Origin of the sequence: Shewanella sp. SM95, assembly GCF_025653595.1 — a bacterium.
Taxonomy (GTDB): domain Bacteria; phylum Pseudomonadota; class Gammaproteobacteria; order Enterobacterales; family Shewanellaceae; genus Shewanella; species Shewanella oncorhynchi.
Genome location: NZ_JAKKSE010000019.1, coordinates 43,221 through 59,300 on the forward strand (window position 1 = coordinate 43,221; position 16,080 = coordinate 59,300).

Annotated in this window: 16 protein-coding genes and 1 pseudogene; 13 read left to right on the forward strand and 4 right to left on the reverse strand. The window is 45.6% G+C overall.

The features are described from left to right. Positions 1–185 precede the first annotated feature (185 nt). The 10 genes and pseudogenes from L5M29_RS18080 (at position 186) to L5M29_RS18125 (ending at position 10,447) form a co-directional block, all read left to right on the forward strand. Positions 186–1,448: an efflux RND transporter periplasmic adaptor subunit gene (locus tag L5M29_RS18080; protein WP_263169273.1), complete on the forward strand. Its 1,263-nt coding sequence runs from the start codon at positions 186–188 to the stop codon at positions 1,446–1,448. A gap of 109 nt (positions 1,449–1,557) precedes the next feature. Then, complete coding sequence (locus L5M29_RS18085; RefSeq protein ID WP_028761690.1) at positions 1,558–1,821, forward strand: hypothetical protein; 264 nt, start codon at positions 1,558–1,560, stop codon at positions 1,819–1,821. 85 nt (positions 1,822–1,906) lie between these two features. Continuing rightward, positions 1,907–2,656 carry an ABC transporter ATP-binding protein gene (locus tag L5M29_RS18090; protein ID WP_028761691.1) on the forward strand — a complete coding sequence of 250 codons (750 nt, stop codon included), beginning with the start codon at positions 1,907–1,909 and terminating at the stop codon, positions 2,654–2,656. An 11-nt stretch (positions 2,657–2,667) separates the two neighbouring features. Then, positions 2,668–3,978 (forward strand): ABC transporter permease, encoded by a 1,311-nt coding sequence (locus tag L5M29_RS18095; protein WP_198571797.1) that lies wholly within the window; start codon positions 2,668–2,670, stop codon positions 3,976–3,978. A gap of 10 nt (positions 3,979–3,988) precedes the next feature. After that, complete coding sequence (locus L5M29_RS18100) at positions 3,989–5,188, forward strand: FtsX-like permease family protein (RefSeq protein ID WP_263169274.1); 1,200 nt, start codon at positions 3,989–3,991, stop codon at positions 5,186–5,188. A 123-nt stretch (positions 5,189–5,311) separates the two neighbouring features. Beyond that, positions 5,312–6,790, forward strand: a pseudogene (locus L5M29_RS18105) (sigma-54-dependent transcriptional regulator). A 46-nt stretch (positions 6,791–6,836) separates the two neighbouring features. Beyond that, positions 6,837–8,525, forward strand: coding sequence for a sensor histidine kinase (locus L5M29_RS18110; protein WP_263169276.1), 1,689 nt, complete (start codon positions 6,837–6,839; stop codon positions 8,523–8,525). Between the two features lie 299 nt (positions 8,526–8,824). Then, the gene (locus L5M29_RS18115) at positions 8,825–9,235 is read left to right on the forward strand and encodes a curli production assembly/transport protein CsgE (protein ID WP_131523186.1); all 411 of its coding nucleotides are present in this window, start codon (positions 8,825–8,827) and stop codon (positions 9,233–9,235) included. Between the two features lie 10 nt (positions 9,236–9,245). Then, positions 9,246–9,641 carry a curli assembly protein CsgF gene (locus L5M29_RS18120; protein ID WP_106649655.1) on the forward strand — a complete coding sequence of 132 codons (396 nt, stop codon included), beginning with the start codon at positions 9,246–9,248 and terminating at the stop codon, positions 9,639–9,641. After that, positions 9,641–10,447, forward strand: a complete 807-nt coding sequence (locus tag L5M29_RS18125) for a CsgG/HfaB family protein (protein WP_105251644.1) — start codon at positions 9,641–9,643, stop codon at positions 10,445–10,447. The genes L5M29_RS18120 and L5M29_RS18125 overlap by 1 nt, the downstream gene beginning before the upstream one ends. A 147-nt stretch (positions 10,448–10,594) precedes the next feature. Here L5M29_RS18125 and L5M29_RS18130 read toward each other — a convergent pair whose 3' ends face one another. Together L5M29_RS18130 and L5M29_RS18135 are read right to left on the reverse strand one after the other, a co-directional pair. Beyond that, positions 10,595–11,200: a TetR/AcrR family transcriptional regulator gene (locus tag L5M29_RS18130; RefSeq protein ID WP_181800896.1), complete on the reverse strand. Its 606-nt coding sequence runs from the start codon at positions 11,198–11,200 to the stop codon at positions 10,595–10,597. Between the two features lie 17 nt (positions 11,201–11,217). Continuing rightward, positions 11,218–12,642 carry a coniferyl aldehyde dehydrogenase gene (locus L5M29_RS18135; protein WP_263169278.1) on the reverse strand — a complete coding sequence of 475 codons (1,425 nt, stop codon included), beginning with the start codon at positions 12,640–12,642 and terminating at the stop codon, positions 11,218–11,220. 226 nt (positions 12,643–12,868) lie between these two features. Here L5M29_RS18135 and L5M29_RS18140 point away from each other — a divergent pair, with 226 nt between their 5' ends. The 3 genes from L5M29_RS18140 to L5M29_RS18150 all read left to right on the forward strand — a co-directional run bounded on the left by L5M29_RS18140 (position 12,869) and on the right by L5M29_RS18150 (position 14,401). Continuing rightward, complete coding sequence (locus L5M29_RS18140; RefSeq protein WP_263169280.1) at positions 12,869–13,252, forward strand: STAS/SEC14 domain-containing protein; 384 nt, start codon at positions 12,869–12,871, stop codon at positions 13,250–13,252. Between the two features lie 108 nt (positions 13,253–13,360). Continuing rightward, complete coding sequence (locus L5M29_RS18145; RefSeq protein ID WP_028761700.1) at positions 13,361–13,792, forward strand: universal stress protein; 432 nt, start codon at positions 13,361–13,363, stop codon at positions 13,790–13,792. Between the two features lie 171 nt (positions 13,793–13,963). Continuing rightward, a complete protein-coding gene (locus tag L5M29_RS18150) occupies positions 13,964–14,401 on the forward strand; it encodes a universal stress protein (RefSeq protein ID WP_105251647.1) in 438 nt (145 codons plus the stop codon). A 15-nt stretch (positions 14,402–14,416) separates the two neighbouring features. Here the strand turns inward: L5M29_RS18150 and L5M29_RS18155 are convergent, their stop codons facing one another. Both L5M29_RS18155 and L5M29_RS18160 read right to left on the reverse strand, forming a co-directional pair. Beyond that, positions 14,417–15,274 carry a substrate-binding periplasmic protein gene (locus L5M29_RS18155; RefSeq protein ID WP_173243155.1) on the reverse strand — a complete coding sequence of 286 codons (858 nt, stop codon included), beginning with the start codon at positions 15,272–15,274 and terminating at the stop codon, positions 14,417–14,419. A 151-nt stretch (positions 15,275–15,425) separates the two neighbouring features. Continuing rightward, positions 15,426–15,977 (reverse strand): DUF924 family protein, encoded by a 552-nt coding sequence (locus L5M29_RS18160; protein ID WP_113941177.1) that lies wholly within the window; start codon positions 15,975–15,977, stop codon positions 15,426–15,428. Between the last annotated feature and the right edge of the window lie 103 nt (positions 15,978–16,080).

The window sequence follows — 16,080 nt, forward strand, 5'->3', positions numbered from 1 at the left end:
GACACTTTTAAATAAAAGCCCCAGTGTCCGCGGACACTTTTATCTGCGATTTTTTATTAAAATTATGAAAGTAAATGATTTTACTTGTTTGGCATAGGCTTTGCTAACTCTAGGGTAGAGATTTCCAATAGTGTCCGTTGATACGTTCCGGCACTGATGATTCCAACAGGGAAGCGAGTAAAGCCATGATTAAAGATACTAGCGGCCAAGATACAGTACTTGTGCCATCGACCTCTAAACGTCTTAAGTTACCGCTGATCATTGGCGGTTGCGCCTTATTAGTCAGCGCCTTAGTGTGGGCAAGTTTAGGCTCTGATAGTGTTAGCAAATCCCTTAGCCGCAGCGACATCACTACCGCAAAACTCTTTGTTGGAACGTTAACCCGTGATGTGGCGACCACAGGTAAAATCGTGGCGGCCAATGCGCCTATTTTGTATAGCACAGAGGAAGGTACTGTGACTCTGCTCAGCAATCCTGGCGATACTGTTAATAAGGGCGATGTGGTCGCCAAACTCGATAGTCCAAGACTCTCTAATCAGCTAGAGCAAGCCAAGTCCCTATTAGCGGGCATGGAGAGTGCATTAGAACGCGCTAAGTTGGATGCAAGACGCGATCAATTACAAGCTTATCAAACCTTAGATATCGCAACGGTCGATCTTGAAGCGGCGGATAGGGAAAGCCGACGCGGAGAGGAGCTGATTCAAAGTCAGCTTATTGGCCAGATTGATTATGAAAAGGGCAAAGATGATTTACACAAAGCCAAGCTGAAGTTTAAGCATGCAGAGCAAGAAGTTGCGTTAACGAAAGATACGTTAACCTTTGAAATTAAAAATAAAGCCCTAGAAGTTGAGCGTCAAACTCTCGCGGTGCGTGAATTAGAACGTCAAGTCGATGCCTTGAATATTGTTGCACCTGTTAACGGCATTATCGGTAACTGGATTACCGAGCAGAAAACCCGTCTTAGCGCTAACCAACCGATTTTAACCGTCGTGGATTTAAGCGCCTATGAGGCTGAGTTAGCCGTGCCTGAGTCCTATGCGGACGATCTGGGTTTAGGCATGGAAGTCGAGTTGAGTTTTGGCAGTATTAAGTTAATGGGCAAGTTATCGTCAATTTCCCCTGAAGTGCGTAACCGTGAAGTGACCGCTAGGGTGCAATTTGACCAAAGCGACAGCCTAACACTGCGCCAGAATCAACGCATCTCGGCCCGAGTGTTATTAGAGCACAGACCCAATGTTCTTATGGTAAAACGCGGCGCCTTTATGACCAGCGGTGGGGGTAATGTGGCTTATCAAATCGAGGGCGATTTAGCCAGTCGTCGTGAGGTTAAGCTCGGCAGTACTAGCCTGAGCCAAGTCGAAGTGCTTGATGGTGGCAAAGCCGGAGATGAGTGGGTTATTTCAAGTGTCGACCCCTTTAATCACGCCGAACAGGTCAGAATTCATTGATGACCGATATTCGTAAATTATTAAACAACCAATCTGATGAATTTAACAGCGCAGTGATCAAGGTGAATGACGAAACCTGCTGCGACATGGATAAGAAAAGGAGCCGGAAATGCGTGATAAACAATTTGATATCAGCGTGTTGATGTCATCCAAAATGTTTGGAGTACTAGCCTTATTATTACTGGTGGTTGCGGTGGAATTAAGTATCGGTGAGGCCAATAGCTGGTTTTTCCTCGGACTCAATTTGTTGGAATGGAGCAATCCTTTGGATGAGTTTCGCCAAGTGGGTGAGGTTTCCACCGAAACTGCCAACCTTATGTTGGGCGCTTTTATGTGGTTTTTAGAGTGTGTCGTTGAGCCATTCTTTGGCTGATTACGGTCGTACATGAGTCGATGCCTAAGGTGTAGACGCAGAGTCTAGGCGCAAAAATAGATTTGATTATTTAAAGGAAATTAACATGTTATCAATGAAGAATGTGAGCAAGGTTTTTAAAACGGATTTAGTAGAAACCCACGCCCTGCGCGATTTTAACCTCGAGGTGAATGAAGGCGAATTTGTCGCTGTCACTGGTCCTTCTGGCTCGGGTAAAACTACCTTTTTAAATATTGCAGGTTTACTCGAAGGTTTTACCCACGGTGACTATTTTCTCGATGGGATTAACGTGTCTAACTTGAGCGATAACAAGAGCGCTACTATCCGAAATGAAAAAATTGGCTTTATTTTCCAAGGTTTTAACTTAATTCCCGATCTTAACTTAGCTGAGAATATTGAAGTGCCGCTGCGCTATCGTGGTTTTAATGCCAAGGAGCGTCAACGTCGTGTACAAGAGGCATTAGAGCAAGTGGGCTTAGCTTCACGGCTTAAACATTTACCTACTCAGTTGTCGGGTGGACAACAACAAAGGGTGGCGATTGCTCGTGCTTTGGCGGGGGAGCCACGTTTCCTACTCGCCGACGAACCTACGGGAAACCTCGACAGCCTAATGGCACGTCAAGTGATGGAATTACTCGAAAATATCAATCAAGCGGGCACGACCATTATTATGGTGACGCACGATCCTGAACTCGCTCGCCGCGCCCAACGCAACATTCAAATTGTCGATGGTCAAGTGTGTGATTTTACTATGTATCATCAAGGTCATCGACATGTCAGTGACATCACTGCAGCGACTGATATCGACAAACTTGTCGCCAACGCCGACCGTTAAGGATATGCATTATGTTCTTTTATTATGTTGATTTAGCTTGGCGCAGCATTAAGAAAACCCCAGTGCTGTCGTTGTTGATGGTGTTGGCGATTTCGATTGGTATTGGTATCACGATTACTACGTTAAACGTGTACAAGATGATGTCATTTAATCCTGCGGGTGAACGCTCTGATGAGTTAAATGCGGTACAGCTTTGGAGCCAAGGCCCTGATTCTTGGGATGAGTTAAACTCGTTAGTGACTTATCAAGACGCGATGAATCTGCGCAACAATACCTTACCTAAACGCCAAGCTGCGATGTTTCGCACTGGGATGGCAGTGCAAACGGAGGATGCCAATTTTGCGCCTATTTTAGAAAGCATTCGGGTGACGGACAGTGACTTTTTTAAGCTGTTTGACGTGCCATTTTTGTACGGTAATGCGTGGGATAAATCCGTCGACACTGAACCTGCTTATCAAGTGGTGATTAACGATAAACTCAATCAAAAATTGTTTGCGGGTCAAAACAGTGTTGGCAAAGTTATCTATCTTAATCGTAAACCTTATCAAGTGGTTGGTGTGATTGATGCTTGGGATCCTAAGCCTAAATATTATGATCCCACTAACGGTGCCTTTAACGACACGGAACAAATTTTTGTGCCGTTTTCGCTGACGCCTATCGAAGAGTTTGATATATGGGGTAACACGTCAGGTTGGAAGTTTGAGACGATGAATAGTTACAGTGATCGCCTTAACTCTGAAAAAGTGTGGCTGCTGTATTGGGTTGAGTTACCAAATAAAGACGCAGTAGCCAGTTACCGTTCTTGGCTCAGCAATTATGTGGCGGAGCAAAAAGCCCTAGGCCGTTTTACGGATAATAAATCTGCCGCTGACTCAGTCAAAGTATCCGATGTGGCAACTTGGCTTGAATACAATCATGTGGTGCCCGAAGACAATAAAATCTTGGTTGGCTTGAGTGCGCTGTTTTTAAGTGTTTGTTTAGTCAATATATTAGGTTTAATGCTGACAAAGTTCCTCAAGCGAGCTCCCGAGGTGGGAGTGCGCCGCGCTATTGGTGCTAGCCGTGGTCAAATCTTCGCTCAATATATGGTTGAAGTGGGCATGATTGGCTTATTCGGTGGTTTGCTTGGACTCGCTTGGGCCTACGCTTCGCTTTATGGGTTATCGGCCCAGTTTGAGGTCGCGAAGGGCTTAACCCATTTATCGGCGAGTATGTGGATTATCACCCCAAGTATTGCGGTAGGCACAGCCTTGTTGGCTGGCTTGTATCCCGCATGGGTAGTGTGTCGTACTAAACCTAGCGTTTATCTTAAAAGCCAGTAAGGGACTCATTATGTTGCATATTAAACCTATTCTCAGCAGTTTATTGCGCAGTAAAAGTGGCCCAATTTTACTGCTTATTCAGATTATCTTGTCTGTGGCGATTGTGGCGAATGCGAGCTTTATTATTCAAGAGCGTTTAGCCCTGATGCAGCGAGATTCGGGGATTAAAGAGTCAGAAGTTTTGACCTTTAGCTTGTTCAACTTTGATCCATTGATTGATAAAACCGCGCAAAACAAAATTGATCAGCAAATTTTGCGGGGGCTACCCAATGTGATTGATGCGACCTCAACCAATATGTTGCCGTTAAGCGGTGGCGGCTGGTCGAGCACTTTAAATCTGGGCCCCGATCCAGATAGCGCTAAATCAACACCGCAATTTGCCATGTATCTAGGGACAGATCACACCATTGAGACCTTAGGCATTAAGCTGATTGAGGGGCGTAACTTTTATCCCCATGAACTAAAGGACAGTCTCGATAGCCCGAGTCGCTTAGCGATCATCTCCAGCGCGTTAGCTAAAGCCGTTTGGCCTGATGAATCCCCACTTGGCAAAGTGTTGTACGAGGGTAAGGATGCGCAGATCACTGTGATTGGGGTTGTCGAAAAACTGCAAGGCGCGTGGATTGACAGTTCTAGCCTTGAAAACAGTGTGATTCAAAATGTGGATTATGGCAGCAGTTCTTACATGGTACGGGCCAAACCTGAGTTTCACGCCGAGCTTAAAGACGCGATAAAAAAAGCGCTGCTGGCGGAGAATCCAAACCGAGTGCTCGATGGCTTTAAGTCAATCGAGGCCTTAAAAGATAGTTCATATCGCGATCATAAATTGATGATTACTGTGTTAACTATGATGGTGGTGTTGTTATTGCTTATCACCTCGCTCGGTTTAACGGGCATGGTGATGTTTAATATCCAGCGCCGCACTAAGCAGATAGGTACCCGCCGCGCATTGGGTGCTAAAAAGCGCGATATTATCAGTTACTTCCTCGTGGAGAACTATTTGATTTGCTTAGCGGGAGGCGTGCTGGGCGGCTTGTTAGCGATACAGTTAGGCCAACAGTTAATGAAAATCTATAGCTTGCCTATGTTGGACTTAAGCTACCCACTAATTACTGTGGCAGGTTTGTTTATTGTCACCACGTTAGCGGTTTACTTGCCAGCGCGTAAGGCGGCAAATATTTCGCCAGCAACCGCAACTCGCAGCGTATAGCGGAATATTTGATGTTACTCAAGGTACGATAAAAGCTCGACAAAAGTGCGATAACAATAGGATGTTATTGCACTTTTTGTTACTTTACGGTTAACAGTTTTACTTAGGACAACACTCACACTTATGGATACTATCCTTATCGTCGATGACAATCATGCCATCTGCCAAGCCCTAGGTTTGATGCTAGAACTCAATGATTATCGGGTGCTGACTTGCCATAGCCCAGAGGACGCCCTTGGGTTATTGACGACTCAAGATGTGGATTTAGTGATCCAAGATATGAACTTTACCCGAGATACCACCTCGGGTGAGGAAGGTCGGCAGCTGTTTTACGCCCTGCGCGAACGCCAAGGGGATTTGCCGATTATTTTGATGACGGCATGGACCCAGCTCGAAACGGCAGTTGAATTAGTCAAAGCGGGCGCCGCCGATTATATGGGCAAACCTTGGGATGACGCTAAGCTACTCAATAGCATCACTAATCTGATTGCGCTTTATAAACTCTCCCGTGCTAACCACCGCTTGGAGCGGGTGAATCATCAACGCCAAGTGGCGATCGCCGATGCGGATCTCTGCGGTATTGTCTTTGGTAGCGGTGCTATGCAGCGTTGCATTGATTTAGCCTTGCAACTGGCGCGCTCCGATGTGTCGGTCTTGATCACTGGCCCCAATGGCGCGGGTAAAGACAAGCTTGCCGATATTCTCCACGCCAATTCACCCTTAAAAAACAAACCTTTTATTAAGGTTAATGTCGGCGCCTTGCCGATGGATTTATTAGAGGCCGAGCTGTTTGGTGCCGAGGCGGGCGCTTTTACTGGCGCGACTAAAGCGCGTATTGGCCGTTTCGAAGCGGCAGACGGCGGCACGCTGTTTTTAGATGAAATTGGCAATTTACCTTTGTCTGGGCAAGTGAAATTATTGCGGGTGCTACAAACTGGCGAATTTGAACGCTTAGGAAGCCATAAAACCCAGAAAGTAAAAGTGCGGGTGATCAGTGCGACCAATGCGGATCTGGCCCAAGATATCGCCGAAGGGCGATTCCGTGAGGATTTGTTTTACCGCTTAAACGTGATTGAACTGGCATTGCCACCGCTGAATCAACGCACCGATGACATTTTACCTTTAGTGTAGCATTTTATCGGCAGCGATTTTAGCTTGAGTAAACCTGCGTTGCAGGCGTTATTACAGCACCGCTGGCCAGGAAATGTGCGCGAGCTTGAAAACGCCTGTAAGCGGGCCGTATTGTTGGCGCAAAGCCATGTGTTGACTGAAGCTGACTTTGGTTTGGCGACTGTTGCGAGTGTTATAAAATCTGCTTCCAGTGTTTCGGCTGTATCTGAGTCGCGGCTATCTGGCTTGAGACAGTCTGATCCTCTGCCTGTTTATTCGCCCGCTTCCATCCCCGTAAATACCGCGTTTTATCATGAGTCTGTTCGTGCCCAAGTGTCAGATGCCAATGAGGCGATAGACGTGAGCCGAGAAGATATCGAAGCGGCGTTAAAACTGCATCATGGCGTAATTGCTCGGGTGGCAAAAGCGCTTGGACTCAGTCGCCAAGCGTTGTATCGGCGGATGGACAAGTTTGGTTTAGATAAGTCATAGGCTAAGTGCAGATGCTAGGGTAAAGGCTATCGATTAAGGAATCTGAGTGTTAATTCGAACTAAACTTATCATTTTTTCAATGGCTTGCTGCGCCTTTGGCGTCTTGCTGAGTTTTGCTTTGGTGAAGTATATCTCACCCTATGCTTCGTCTGTTGCCACGTCTAACACGATTGAAATCCCTGATGTGAATGTGCAACTCGATTTTGCGGAGCTTGAGAAAACGGTCGCCTCCATCGAACTCGCCCTTAACAATAGTGAGCAATTGCAGGAGGCTGCGGCGATGCAAGCGCACCAGAGGGCCGAGCAGATTAAAGCCGAGCTGCAAAAGCTTGAACAACTTAAACAAGAGCAGTTACAAATAAAACTCTTCAAGTTAGAACAACTTAAAGAAGGGCTGTTTAATTCTATTCCTCATGTGGTTGAGCCTTTACGTATAGAACCGCTATCCATTTTACCGCCCAAAGCACCTGTATCTCCTGCGATATCCGCTGATATAGCTAAGGGAGAGCGTGTCTCGAGTTTGACCTTAGGTGAAGGTTTGATCGTGTTGCTTCTCGCTTGTGCTGTCTGTGGTTTAGGTATTGCTTGGTTGACTCGACATCTCGGCCGCAGTTTAGATTCCCTTGAAGTCGGCTTGCTAAATTTTAGTGATAATGACTTTAGTGTGAGTATTCCTGAACATGGCGAAGGTCAGCTCAAAACCTTAGCGCAGTTATTTAACCATAGCGCTGCTAAATTGCGCCAAGAAAGGCAGTACATTTACCAGCGGGAGTTATTACTGGATAAGGTGATTCAAAGTTCTCCCAATGTGATGTTGTTACTGGACGATCATCAGCGGCTCATTTACGCCAACGATGCGGCGCGTCACCTATTCCATAAAAAGGGCAGAATGGAAGGCTTGAGCCTAGATGAATTGCTGGTGGATTTGCCCGAAGTATTGGCCTTAGCGCTTAAACATGAAAAGAACGGACTCTTCGCCATGGGTGAAGATGATGTGGAAACTTGGTATTTAAGTCGCGGCCAATTTTTATTGAATAACCAACAGCATAACTTGATTTTGCTCAAGCAGATGACCCGCGAGCTCAATCGTCAAGAGGTGGCAGTATGGAAAAAAGTCATCCGCATTATTAGCCATGAACTCAATAACTCAGTCGCGCCCATCGCCTCTATGGTGAACTCCGGCCGACTGCTCACCAAAGATATCGATAATCCCAAGCTAACCTTAATTTTCGATACCATCGAGAATCGCACCAGTCATCTAAGCCAGTTTATCTTCAACTATGCCCGTTTTGCTAAGTTGCCGCTCCCGCAACGGCGTCAGGTGAATTGGACGCAATTTACTGCCCAGTTAACTCAGCATTATCCCTTTAAACTCATTCATGAGTTACCTGAGGTCGATGGCTATTTCGACCAAGGACAGATGGAGCAAGTGCTCCTCAATTTACTTAAAAACGCCCATGAATCTGGCTCAAACCCCGAGGATGTCACTCTATCGATTCGGTATCAAACCTTAGTGGATGGTGCAGGTTTTAGTATTGTGATTGAGGATCGCGGCGCAGGTATGTCTGGTGAAGTATTAGAGCAGGCGCTACTGCCGTTTTACTCAACAAAACAATCGGGTACAGGCTTAGGTTTACCTTTGTGCCGTGAAATTATTGAAGCCCACGATGGCAGTATTAGCATGCATAATCGCAGTGACGGTGGCCTGTTGGTTCGACTATGGTTACCACAATAATGCTCGCGTTTTGAATAAACACCGTAATGCGACTCTTAAGTCGCATTTTTTATTGCTTATCTTATCCGCTTGTTTAAAGCATAACTCCTATCCTCAACTGCCTCTTGGCGTATTAGCCAAATGGGCTATTTTTGCCTTTTTACCTTAGCTCTTCGGGCTAATTTGCCCCCCAGCGTAATGACGGGAGATCTTTAACCCTGTTAACCTGTTTTATCGAAAATTTGCGTTAAAACTCACCTTGTTCTAACAGAGGTTAGCGCGGTTTTTAAGGTTCGATTAAAAAGGTTAAGGAGGGATAAGTGAAACAGTTAAAACAGCGTCTGCTTACTTACGTTTTATGTCCATTCCTGCTGCTGGCTTCCCCTATCACTATTGCCGATAACGACATTGAAATTAGTGGCTTAGTAATAGATAGAACCTTGACTCGGTTTGGTAAGGACTTTGGCTTTTACTACTCAAGCTATTGGCGCGAACTGCCCTTTACTCAAGGCTTTAACGTCACTCTATATGAGACAGTGTTTCCACAAGCTGGAACCGTTTTAACCTTAGAGGTAAACGGGACTCGGATTTACACCACCCATTTTGGTCGTCGTGCAAATCCGATTAAAGAGAGCGCAGAGCAGGCGATTTTGCTTACGATTGATTATTTAGCGCAAGTCAGAGCCAATGCAATAACAGGTGATTTTTCAGGAACATCGGACGACTTTTAGGATAATAATAATGACATACAGGACGTTACTTGCTCTTGTCACGCTATGTGTGGCAAGCAGTGGCCAAGCCACTGAATTGATTTATACGCCAGTGAATCCCAGCTTTGGCGGCAATCCACAAAATGGGGCTTTCTTATTAAATAAAGCTCAAGCCCAGAATGATAATAAATCTACCTCGACCGAGAAGGACTTTGTCACCCGTTTTAAAGAATCCCTAGAGCGTAATATCATTAACTCAATCACCCGCGGTGTTGCTGATGGTGAAATTACCGATGGTGTTTACGATACAGGTGATTTTCGGATTGAAGTGGCTTCTACGGGAAATGGCGTGATGCTAACTATTACTAATACTGAAACCGGTGAAGTCACTGTGATTGAAATGCCGACATTCGGAGGAGTCAACTAATGGCCCGTCTAGTGTTAGTGAGTTTATTACTGCTAAGTGTGTCGGCCTGTAGCCTGATCTCCAAACCCGATTTAAATATCACGGCTGCCGAGGTTAACCCCTTGAGTGAGGTGATGCGTGGGTTGCAAACTCAACCAGGACCTAAGTTTCCTATCCCTGTGGCCGTGTATTCCTTTCGCGATCAAACTGGCCAATATAAGCCGCAGGCTAACGTGAGTTCATTTTCGACCGCGGTTACTCAGGGTGCAACATCGATGTTGATGCAGACTTTGCTCGACTCTAAATGGTTTACACCCGTTGAGCGTGAAGGGCTACAAAATTTGCTTACCGAGCGTAAGATCAGCAATAAACAGAGCGGTACTAAGGGCGATGAAGTGCCCGTATTATCCACCGCCAGATTGTTACTCGAAGGTGGAGTGATTAGTTATGAGACCAACACTAGCACAGGCGGTAGCGGGGTCGAATACTATGGTATTGGCGCCTCTGAAATGTACCGTGAAGATCTGGTGACCATTTATCTACGAGCCGTGGATGTACACACAGGTAAAGTTATGATGTCGGTCTCAACCAGCAAACGAGTCTTGTCCCAAGAAATGCGTGCGGGTTTGTTCCGTTACACGAGTTTAAATCGATTAGCCGAGGCTGAAGTCGGTTTTACTACCAATGAGCCAGTGCAGTTTTGCGTATTACAAGCCATTGAATTGGCGGTCGCTGAGCTGATTGATAAGGGTATCAAACAAGGTTACTGGAGCCCAACTCAAGTGGCGCAGCCAGCAGAAAAAGCCCAGGAGTTGAGTCAGGGCTAGGTGTCTGAAAGCCGGTATTAGATGCTAGAGCAAAGCAGGCTTCTGCTTTAGCACTTAGTCGCGATAGCGTAAAAGAAAACCGAGCCAGTTAAGCTGACTCGGTTTTTTATTGCAGTTATTGCAGCAGTCAGTTGATATTAGGCTATTTTAGTCCGCTTGCATGGCCTTCCAAAACAGTTCAAAACTGGCATCGCGGTATGTTTTATCTGTCCCCAAGTGCGGGTTATCGATAAAGAATCGGGTTGCTGCTAGATATTGGCCGTGGCAGTTTTCTAGCATCAATTCCACTGGATAATGGGCGATTAGCCCCATCATTTGTCCCTGCTTAATGAGTTCGCTAATAAAGCCTAAGATGCTATTCATCGCTTGATCGCGCACCTTAGCGGCAATCATGGGCGACATTGAATATTGCTGAAAAAACAGTTGTTTGACAGGGTTATCCAGCGACCAATCTATCGCACTTTGCCATAGTTGTAGGGCATTGTGTTTAAGATCGCTGCCCTTATGGGTGTTTAACAGTAAGGCATCGGCAAATTCTTGTTTTATGGTAAGAAACAAAGATTCCATCAAGGCTTCCTTAGAAGGGAAGTGATGGAACAAGGTGCCCGTTGCTACACCTGCTTGTTTCGCAATCGAGGCGGTAGACGTGCCATGAAATCCTTGGCTGACAAAGAGCGCTAAAGCAGTATCGAGAATAGCTTGGCGTTTATCTGTCATGGTTTTAATGGGTTGTGTTGTTGATGGTTTATTCAAGATTTATCCCCCAATGACTAGCGCAAAAATAGCTTCATTAAGATGCGCTGGATAAAAGTGCCGTAGGGCGGGTGAACAAATTTGCCTGTGTTGAATCGGCCACGGCTGAGTACCGTTTTAGCGTGGCTGAAGGTCAAAAAGCCTTCCTTGCCATGGTAATGCCCCATGCCCGACGGGCCTATTCCGCCAAAGGGCGCATCGTCGGCGGCGACATGAAATACGGTTTCATTGATACAAACACCGCCAGAATGGGTCTGCTGGAGGATCTTTTGCTGAGTTGGCTCATCGAAACTCATCACATAAAGCGCTAAGGGTCTGGCTCTGTGGTTGATGTACTGAATCGCTTCATCTAAGGAGTCGTAGCTAATAATCGGTAACAATGGACCAAAGATTTCCTCTTGCATCAATAGCATGTCTTCACTGGTGTGAGTTATCAACTGAGTTGCGAGTTTACGATGTTGGCTATCTATGGCTTCGTCCGTCGCCGAAATAACACGGGCACCTTTTGCTTTAGCGTCTTCGAGCACTGTCATCAAGCGGTCAAACTGACGTGTATTAATGATGCTGCCATAGTCCTTATTGTGATTAATTGCACCGTACATGGATTTAAACTTAGCTTGGTAGGCGGCGATAAAGTCATCCACCTTGGCTTTAGGGCAAAGCACATAATCAGGGGCGACGCAGATTTGTCCGGCATTCAAACACTTACCGTAAATCATTCGTTCTACTGCTATCTCAAGCGGCATATCGGGGGCGATAATCACAGGCGATTTACCACCCAATTCGAGTGTTACAGGGGTGAGGTTATTCGCCGCGGCGCGCATCACATGGCGGCCGACTGTGGTCGAGCCTGTAAAGAGTAAATGATCGAAGGGCAGGGCAGAAAATTGGGCAGCAATGTCCGCCTCACCTTCAACAACCGCCACGTGGGATTCCTCGAAGACTTGTGCCAATAACTGTTTGATCACTTGGTTGGTCGCTGGGGTAAATTCAGACATTTTGAGCATGGCATGATTACCCGCGGCAATGGCAGTCACTAGCGGGCCAATTGACAGCATGACGGGGAAATTCCACGGCACGATAATGCCGATCACCCCCAAAGGTTGATAATGCACTGTGACTTTGGCGGGGGCGAGTAAGATGCCCGCATGGCGAGCGCTGGGCTTGAGCCATTTTTTCAGGTTTTTCAAGCTGTAATTGATGTTGTTGATGACAGGCATAATGTCTGAGATCAGGCTGTCATCAATCGATCTATGGCCGTAGTCTTGGCTTAAGGCTTCGACTAAGGGTGTTTGAAATTGCAGTATGGCCGCCTTAAGTCGAGTTAATTGCTCCACTCGCGTAGCGTAATTAGGATTCGGCGCCGCTAAATAACTGCTGCGTTGGCGTTGGAGCAACTGAGTCAGTGGCGAAGTATTAAGGTGTTCGGTGGCCATATTCATAGTGGTTGCTCCAAGGGAAATGGTAGGCTGAGTCTTATTCGGTACTTTATTTAAGTAATCGTCTCGATTGAGTCTTTTATTAAATCAGTACCGACTGATTAGTCGGTTTATCCTAGCTTGCTTAGTGAGATGGTGCAAGGTATCTGGTGTATTTTTGAGCAAGATCACGGCTTGTTGTGGCGTTAGCTTTTACACTAAATCAAGGGTTGTTACATAAGGAGTATGTATGGCATTGTTAAAGCACGGAATTTTGATTGGTATTGAGCGTTATGGTGATGATGATTTTTTCGTTACCTTTAAAGCTATCGGTACCTTAACTCATCAAGACTACGAAATGATGGTGCCTGTGTTGGAGTCTGCATTAGCTGGGGTGAAAGATCCTGATATATTCGCCTTGGTAGATGTCACCGAGTTGGAAGGCTTGGAACTACAGGCTGCTTGGGACGATCTCAAACTTGGGGTGAAGCATATTCGTCATTTCGAGAAAATAGCCATCGTCGGTAAGACGACTTTGCAGGAAGTGTTGGCTAAATTGGCAAATTTGTTTACGCCTGCTGAGGTAAGGTTTTTTGTTGATAATGGCGATGCTGTTGCTTGGCTGAGAGACTAAGGTTGTGAGATGAAGTTTGTGGTCTGCCAATGCGCTAAATCGGGCGTTATAGCAGCGCCGTAAAGATTCACCCAGCAATCCATTCGCGCCATAGAAGGAGTACAAATTATGCGTACAGGTCAAATACTCTGGCCCACAGATTTTTCGGAAACTGCGGCCCATGCACTGAGCTATGCCATTGAAATGGCTAATCTATACCATGTAGGGCTAAAAATCTTACATGTGGTTGAACAGCCGATCGGTGATGAAAACTTTATGATTCTATCTATTACCCCTGAAGAGCTTGCTAAAAGCATGGAGGAAGCGGCGGCAACTAAAATGCGAGCACTATTGGATGGATTGAATACTGAGCTTCCTATCACTACCTTGATCCGTCGTGGCGATCCTGTCTATCAAATTTTAGAAGAGGCCAACAGTAAAGACATTGGCATGGTAGTGATTGCTAGCCATGGCCGAACTGGGATTTCGCATTTTTTACACACCAATGTCTCAGAAGCGGTGGCGAATGGTGCAGCTTGTCCTGTGCTTGTGGTTAAGTAACTGGCTTTGACTCTATAAATCCAAAGGGCGCTTATAGCGTCCTTTCTTTTTGATTGATAAAGAATAATTAATTGAAATGGGTACGCAAGAAGCATAGCAAACTGCTATAAAATAGTGGTATTTTGGCCTTAATAATTAGCTTAATTAAAAACTCAAATGATGGATAAGCTTATGCGTACTCAAGAAGTGTTATGCCCTACGGATTTTTCATCCACTGCGGCCCATGCGTTAAAATATGCGGTTGAAATGGCAAATGTTTATCAAGTCGATATTCGGTTGTTGCATGTGACTAGCCCTGCCCGTGGCGCCCATTGTTATGGTATTGCGGTCGATATTCCCGCGACATTGGAAAATGAACTTAAAGCTTTCGTTGATGCAAAAATGCACAGTTTGCAGCAGGAAATGCAGCAGAACCTTACCGAAGGGCTCAATATTAAGTTAGTCGTGCGCCATGGTGATGCTATTGATGAGATTTTAGCGGAAGCCGTTGATGTGGGCATGGTGGTTATCGCTAGTCATGGTAGCAGCGGTTTAGCTGACTTTTTAAAACCCCACGTTACACAGGATATTGTTAAGTACGCTAAGTGCCCTGTGTTGGTGGTGAAATAACACTATGGGATAAGTTTAGTAGGAATCATTTTTGATCATTTTAGGTTCTGTTAACTTAGTCGACGCCTCGGCTTCATTGTCAAATGACATCAGGCGTCGATACTTTTCCTGCAGAGCCACTAAGCTACCATCTTGGGTAATTTGTTTGAGTCCCGCATTAAAATCATCCCGAATTTGTTCACTGAGAAACGCGAACTTGTATTCTGTAGGTGGGAATATTTGGTGGCAAATCGCCTGTTGTTTTAAGTCTTTCTCAGTGAGTTTGCCCTCAAGATAGGCCTGCTTTAAGTAGTATTTGAAAATATTTTTATCCATCACAACGACATCGGCCCTGCGCTTCATCAGCATATAAACCTGCTGCACTTGCCTCGCTTGTTCTTGGTAGCCACTATTGGTTTTAACCATGTTGGCAAACTCTTCCCCCAGTAACGATGATGCACGTTGAAAGGCGACGACTTGTTTGTTGTTTAAATCGTTTATGCTATTGATGTTAAATTGATTACTCTCGAGGCTGATGGCGCAGTTTTGGTAGGTTATCGCAACGTTGGAATAAAAAACGTTGTTAATCATTCCTTCTTTGATGTTGATGATGCCATCGAGTTTACCTTCCCTGAGTTCATGGAAAGTGCGCGCCAGTGGTAAGTAGTGGATAGAAGCTGTATGGCCTTTAACGGCGAGGGCTTGGTTAAGTAATTCGAGTTCGATCCCGCTATTTGTTGCTTGGATGACATAGGGCGGGATAGACAGGCTGACGCCTATCTTAATTTCAGCCGCTTGGCCGAGCTGAGCGCCGCATAGGATGAGTAACCCCATTAATTTATAGCGGTTACGACGAGCCACTGAGCTATTTGGCTTATTTAGTTTATGCGCCATAAGTTACCAACACCTCCGCGGTATACACTTGCAACTGTGTTTGATACTCGCCAAGTCATTCCATGACTTTCTTGAGTAAGTGTAGTGTGTCTGTGAACTCAGCACGGCTTTATTTATCAAATACACATTAACGCTTTAACCTATTACAGGCTCAAAAGGATGAGCCCGGTTCAGTCAGAAAAGCAATTTCTTCCGCCGTAGACTCCCTGCCTAAGATAATATTTCTATGTGGATAGCGGCCAAACCTGTCGATAATCGCTTTATGGCGCAGTTCAAACGCGAGGTTTGTTATCGCAGCTTCGCGATTAAACAGTTTTACTGCTACTTGGTGAATGGCTGCCGATTCGCTGTGCATATAGGGCATAAATAGAAAAGGGACTTGTTTGGATTTTAGTGCTGTGTCGACTCGTTGGGCAACGGCCTCTTGGGCGAGCACTAGGGCTATCGCATCGGCTTCGAATGCGGCAGGCGTATTGCGGTAAATATTACGGGAGAATTGATCGAGCACTATGATCTCAGCTAATCGACCTTGAGGCGTGATTCGCCAATGTGAAAGCTCTCCACGTTTGGCTTGAAGTAGCACACCTTCGAAGCGCTGTTTGATCTGGGTATCAAATTCAACATCTTTAATCCACCAGAGCTTTGGGTCAATGTCTTCAAACCAAAATGTTAGTATTTGGTCTGCTGTGATTGTCTGGCTCATTTTAGCCTTTCTTCATAGGTGTTGAGTGATATTAGAAATAACAGTTGTTGGGGGAGGATGACAAGTCGTTTCGTTTGATTTAAGTGCAGATTTGTTATCTGAT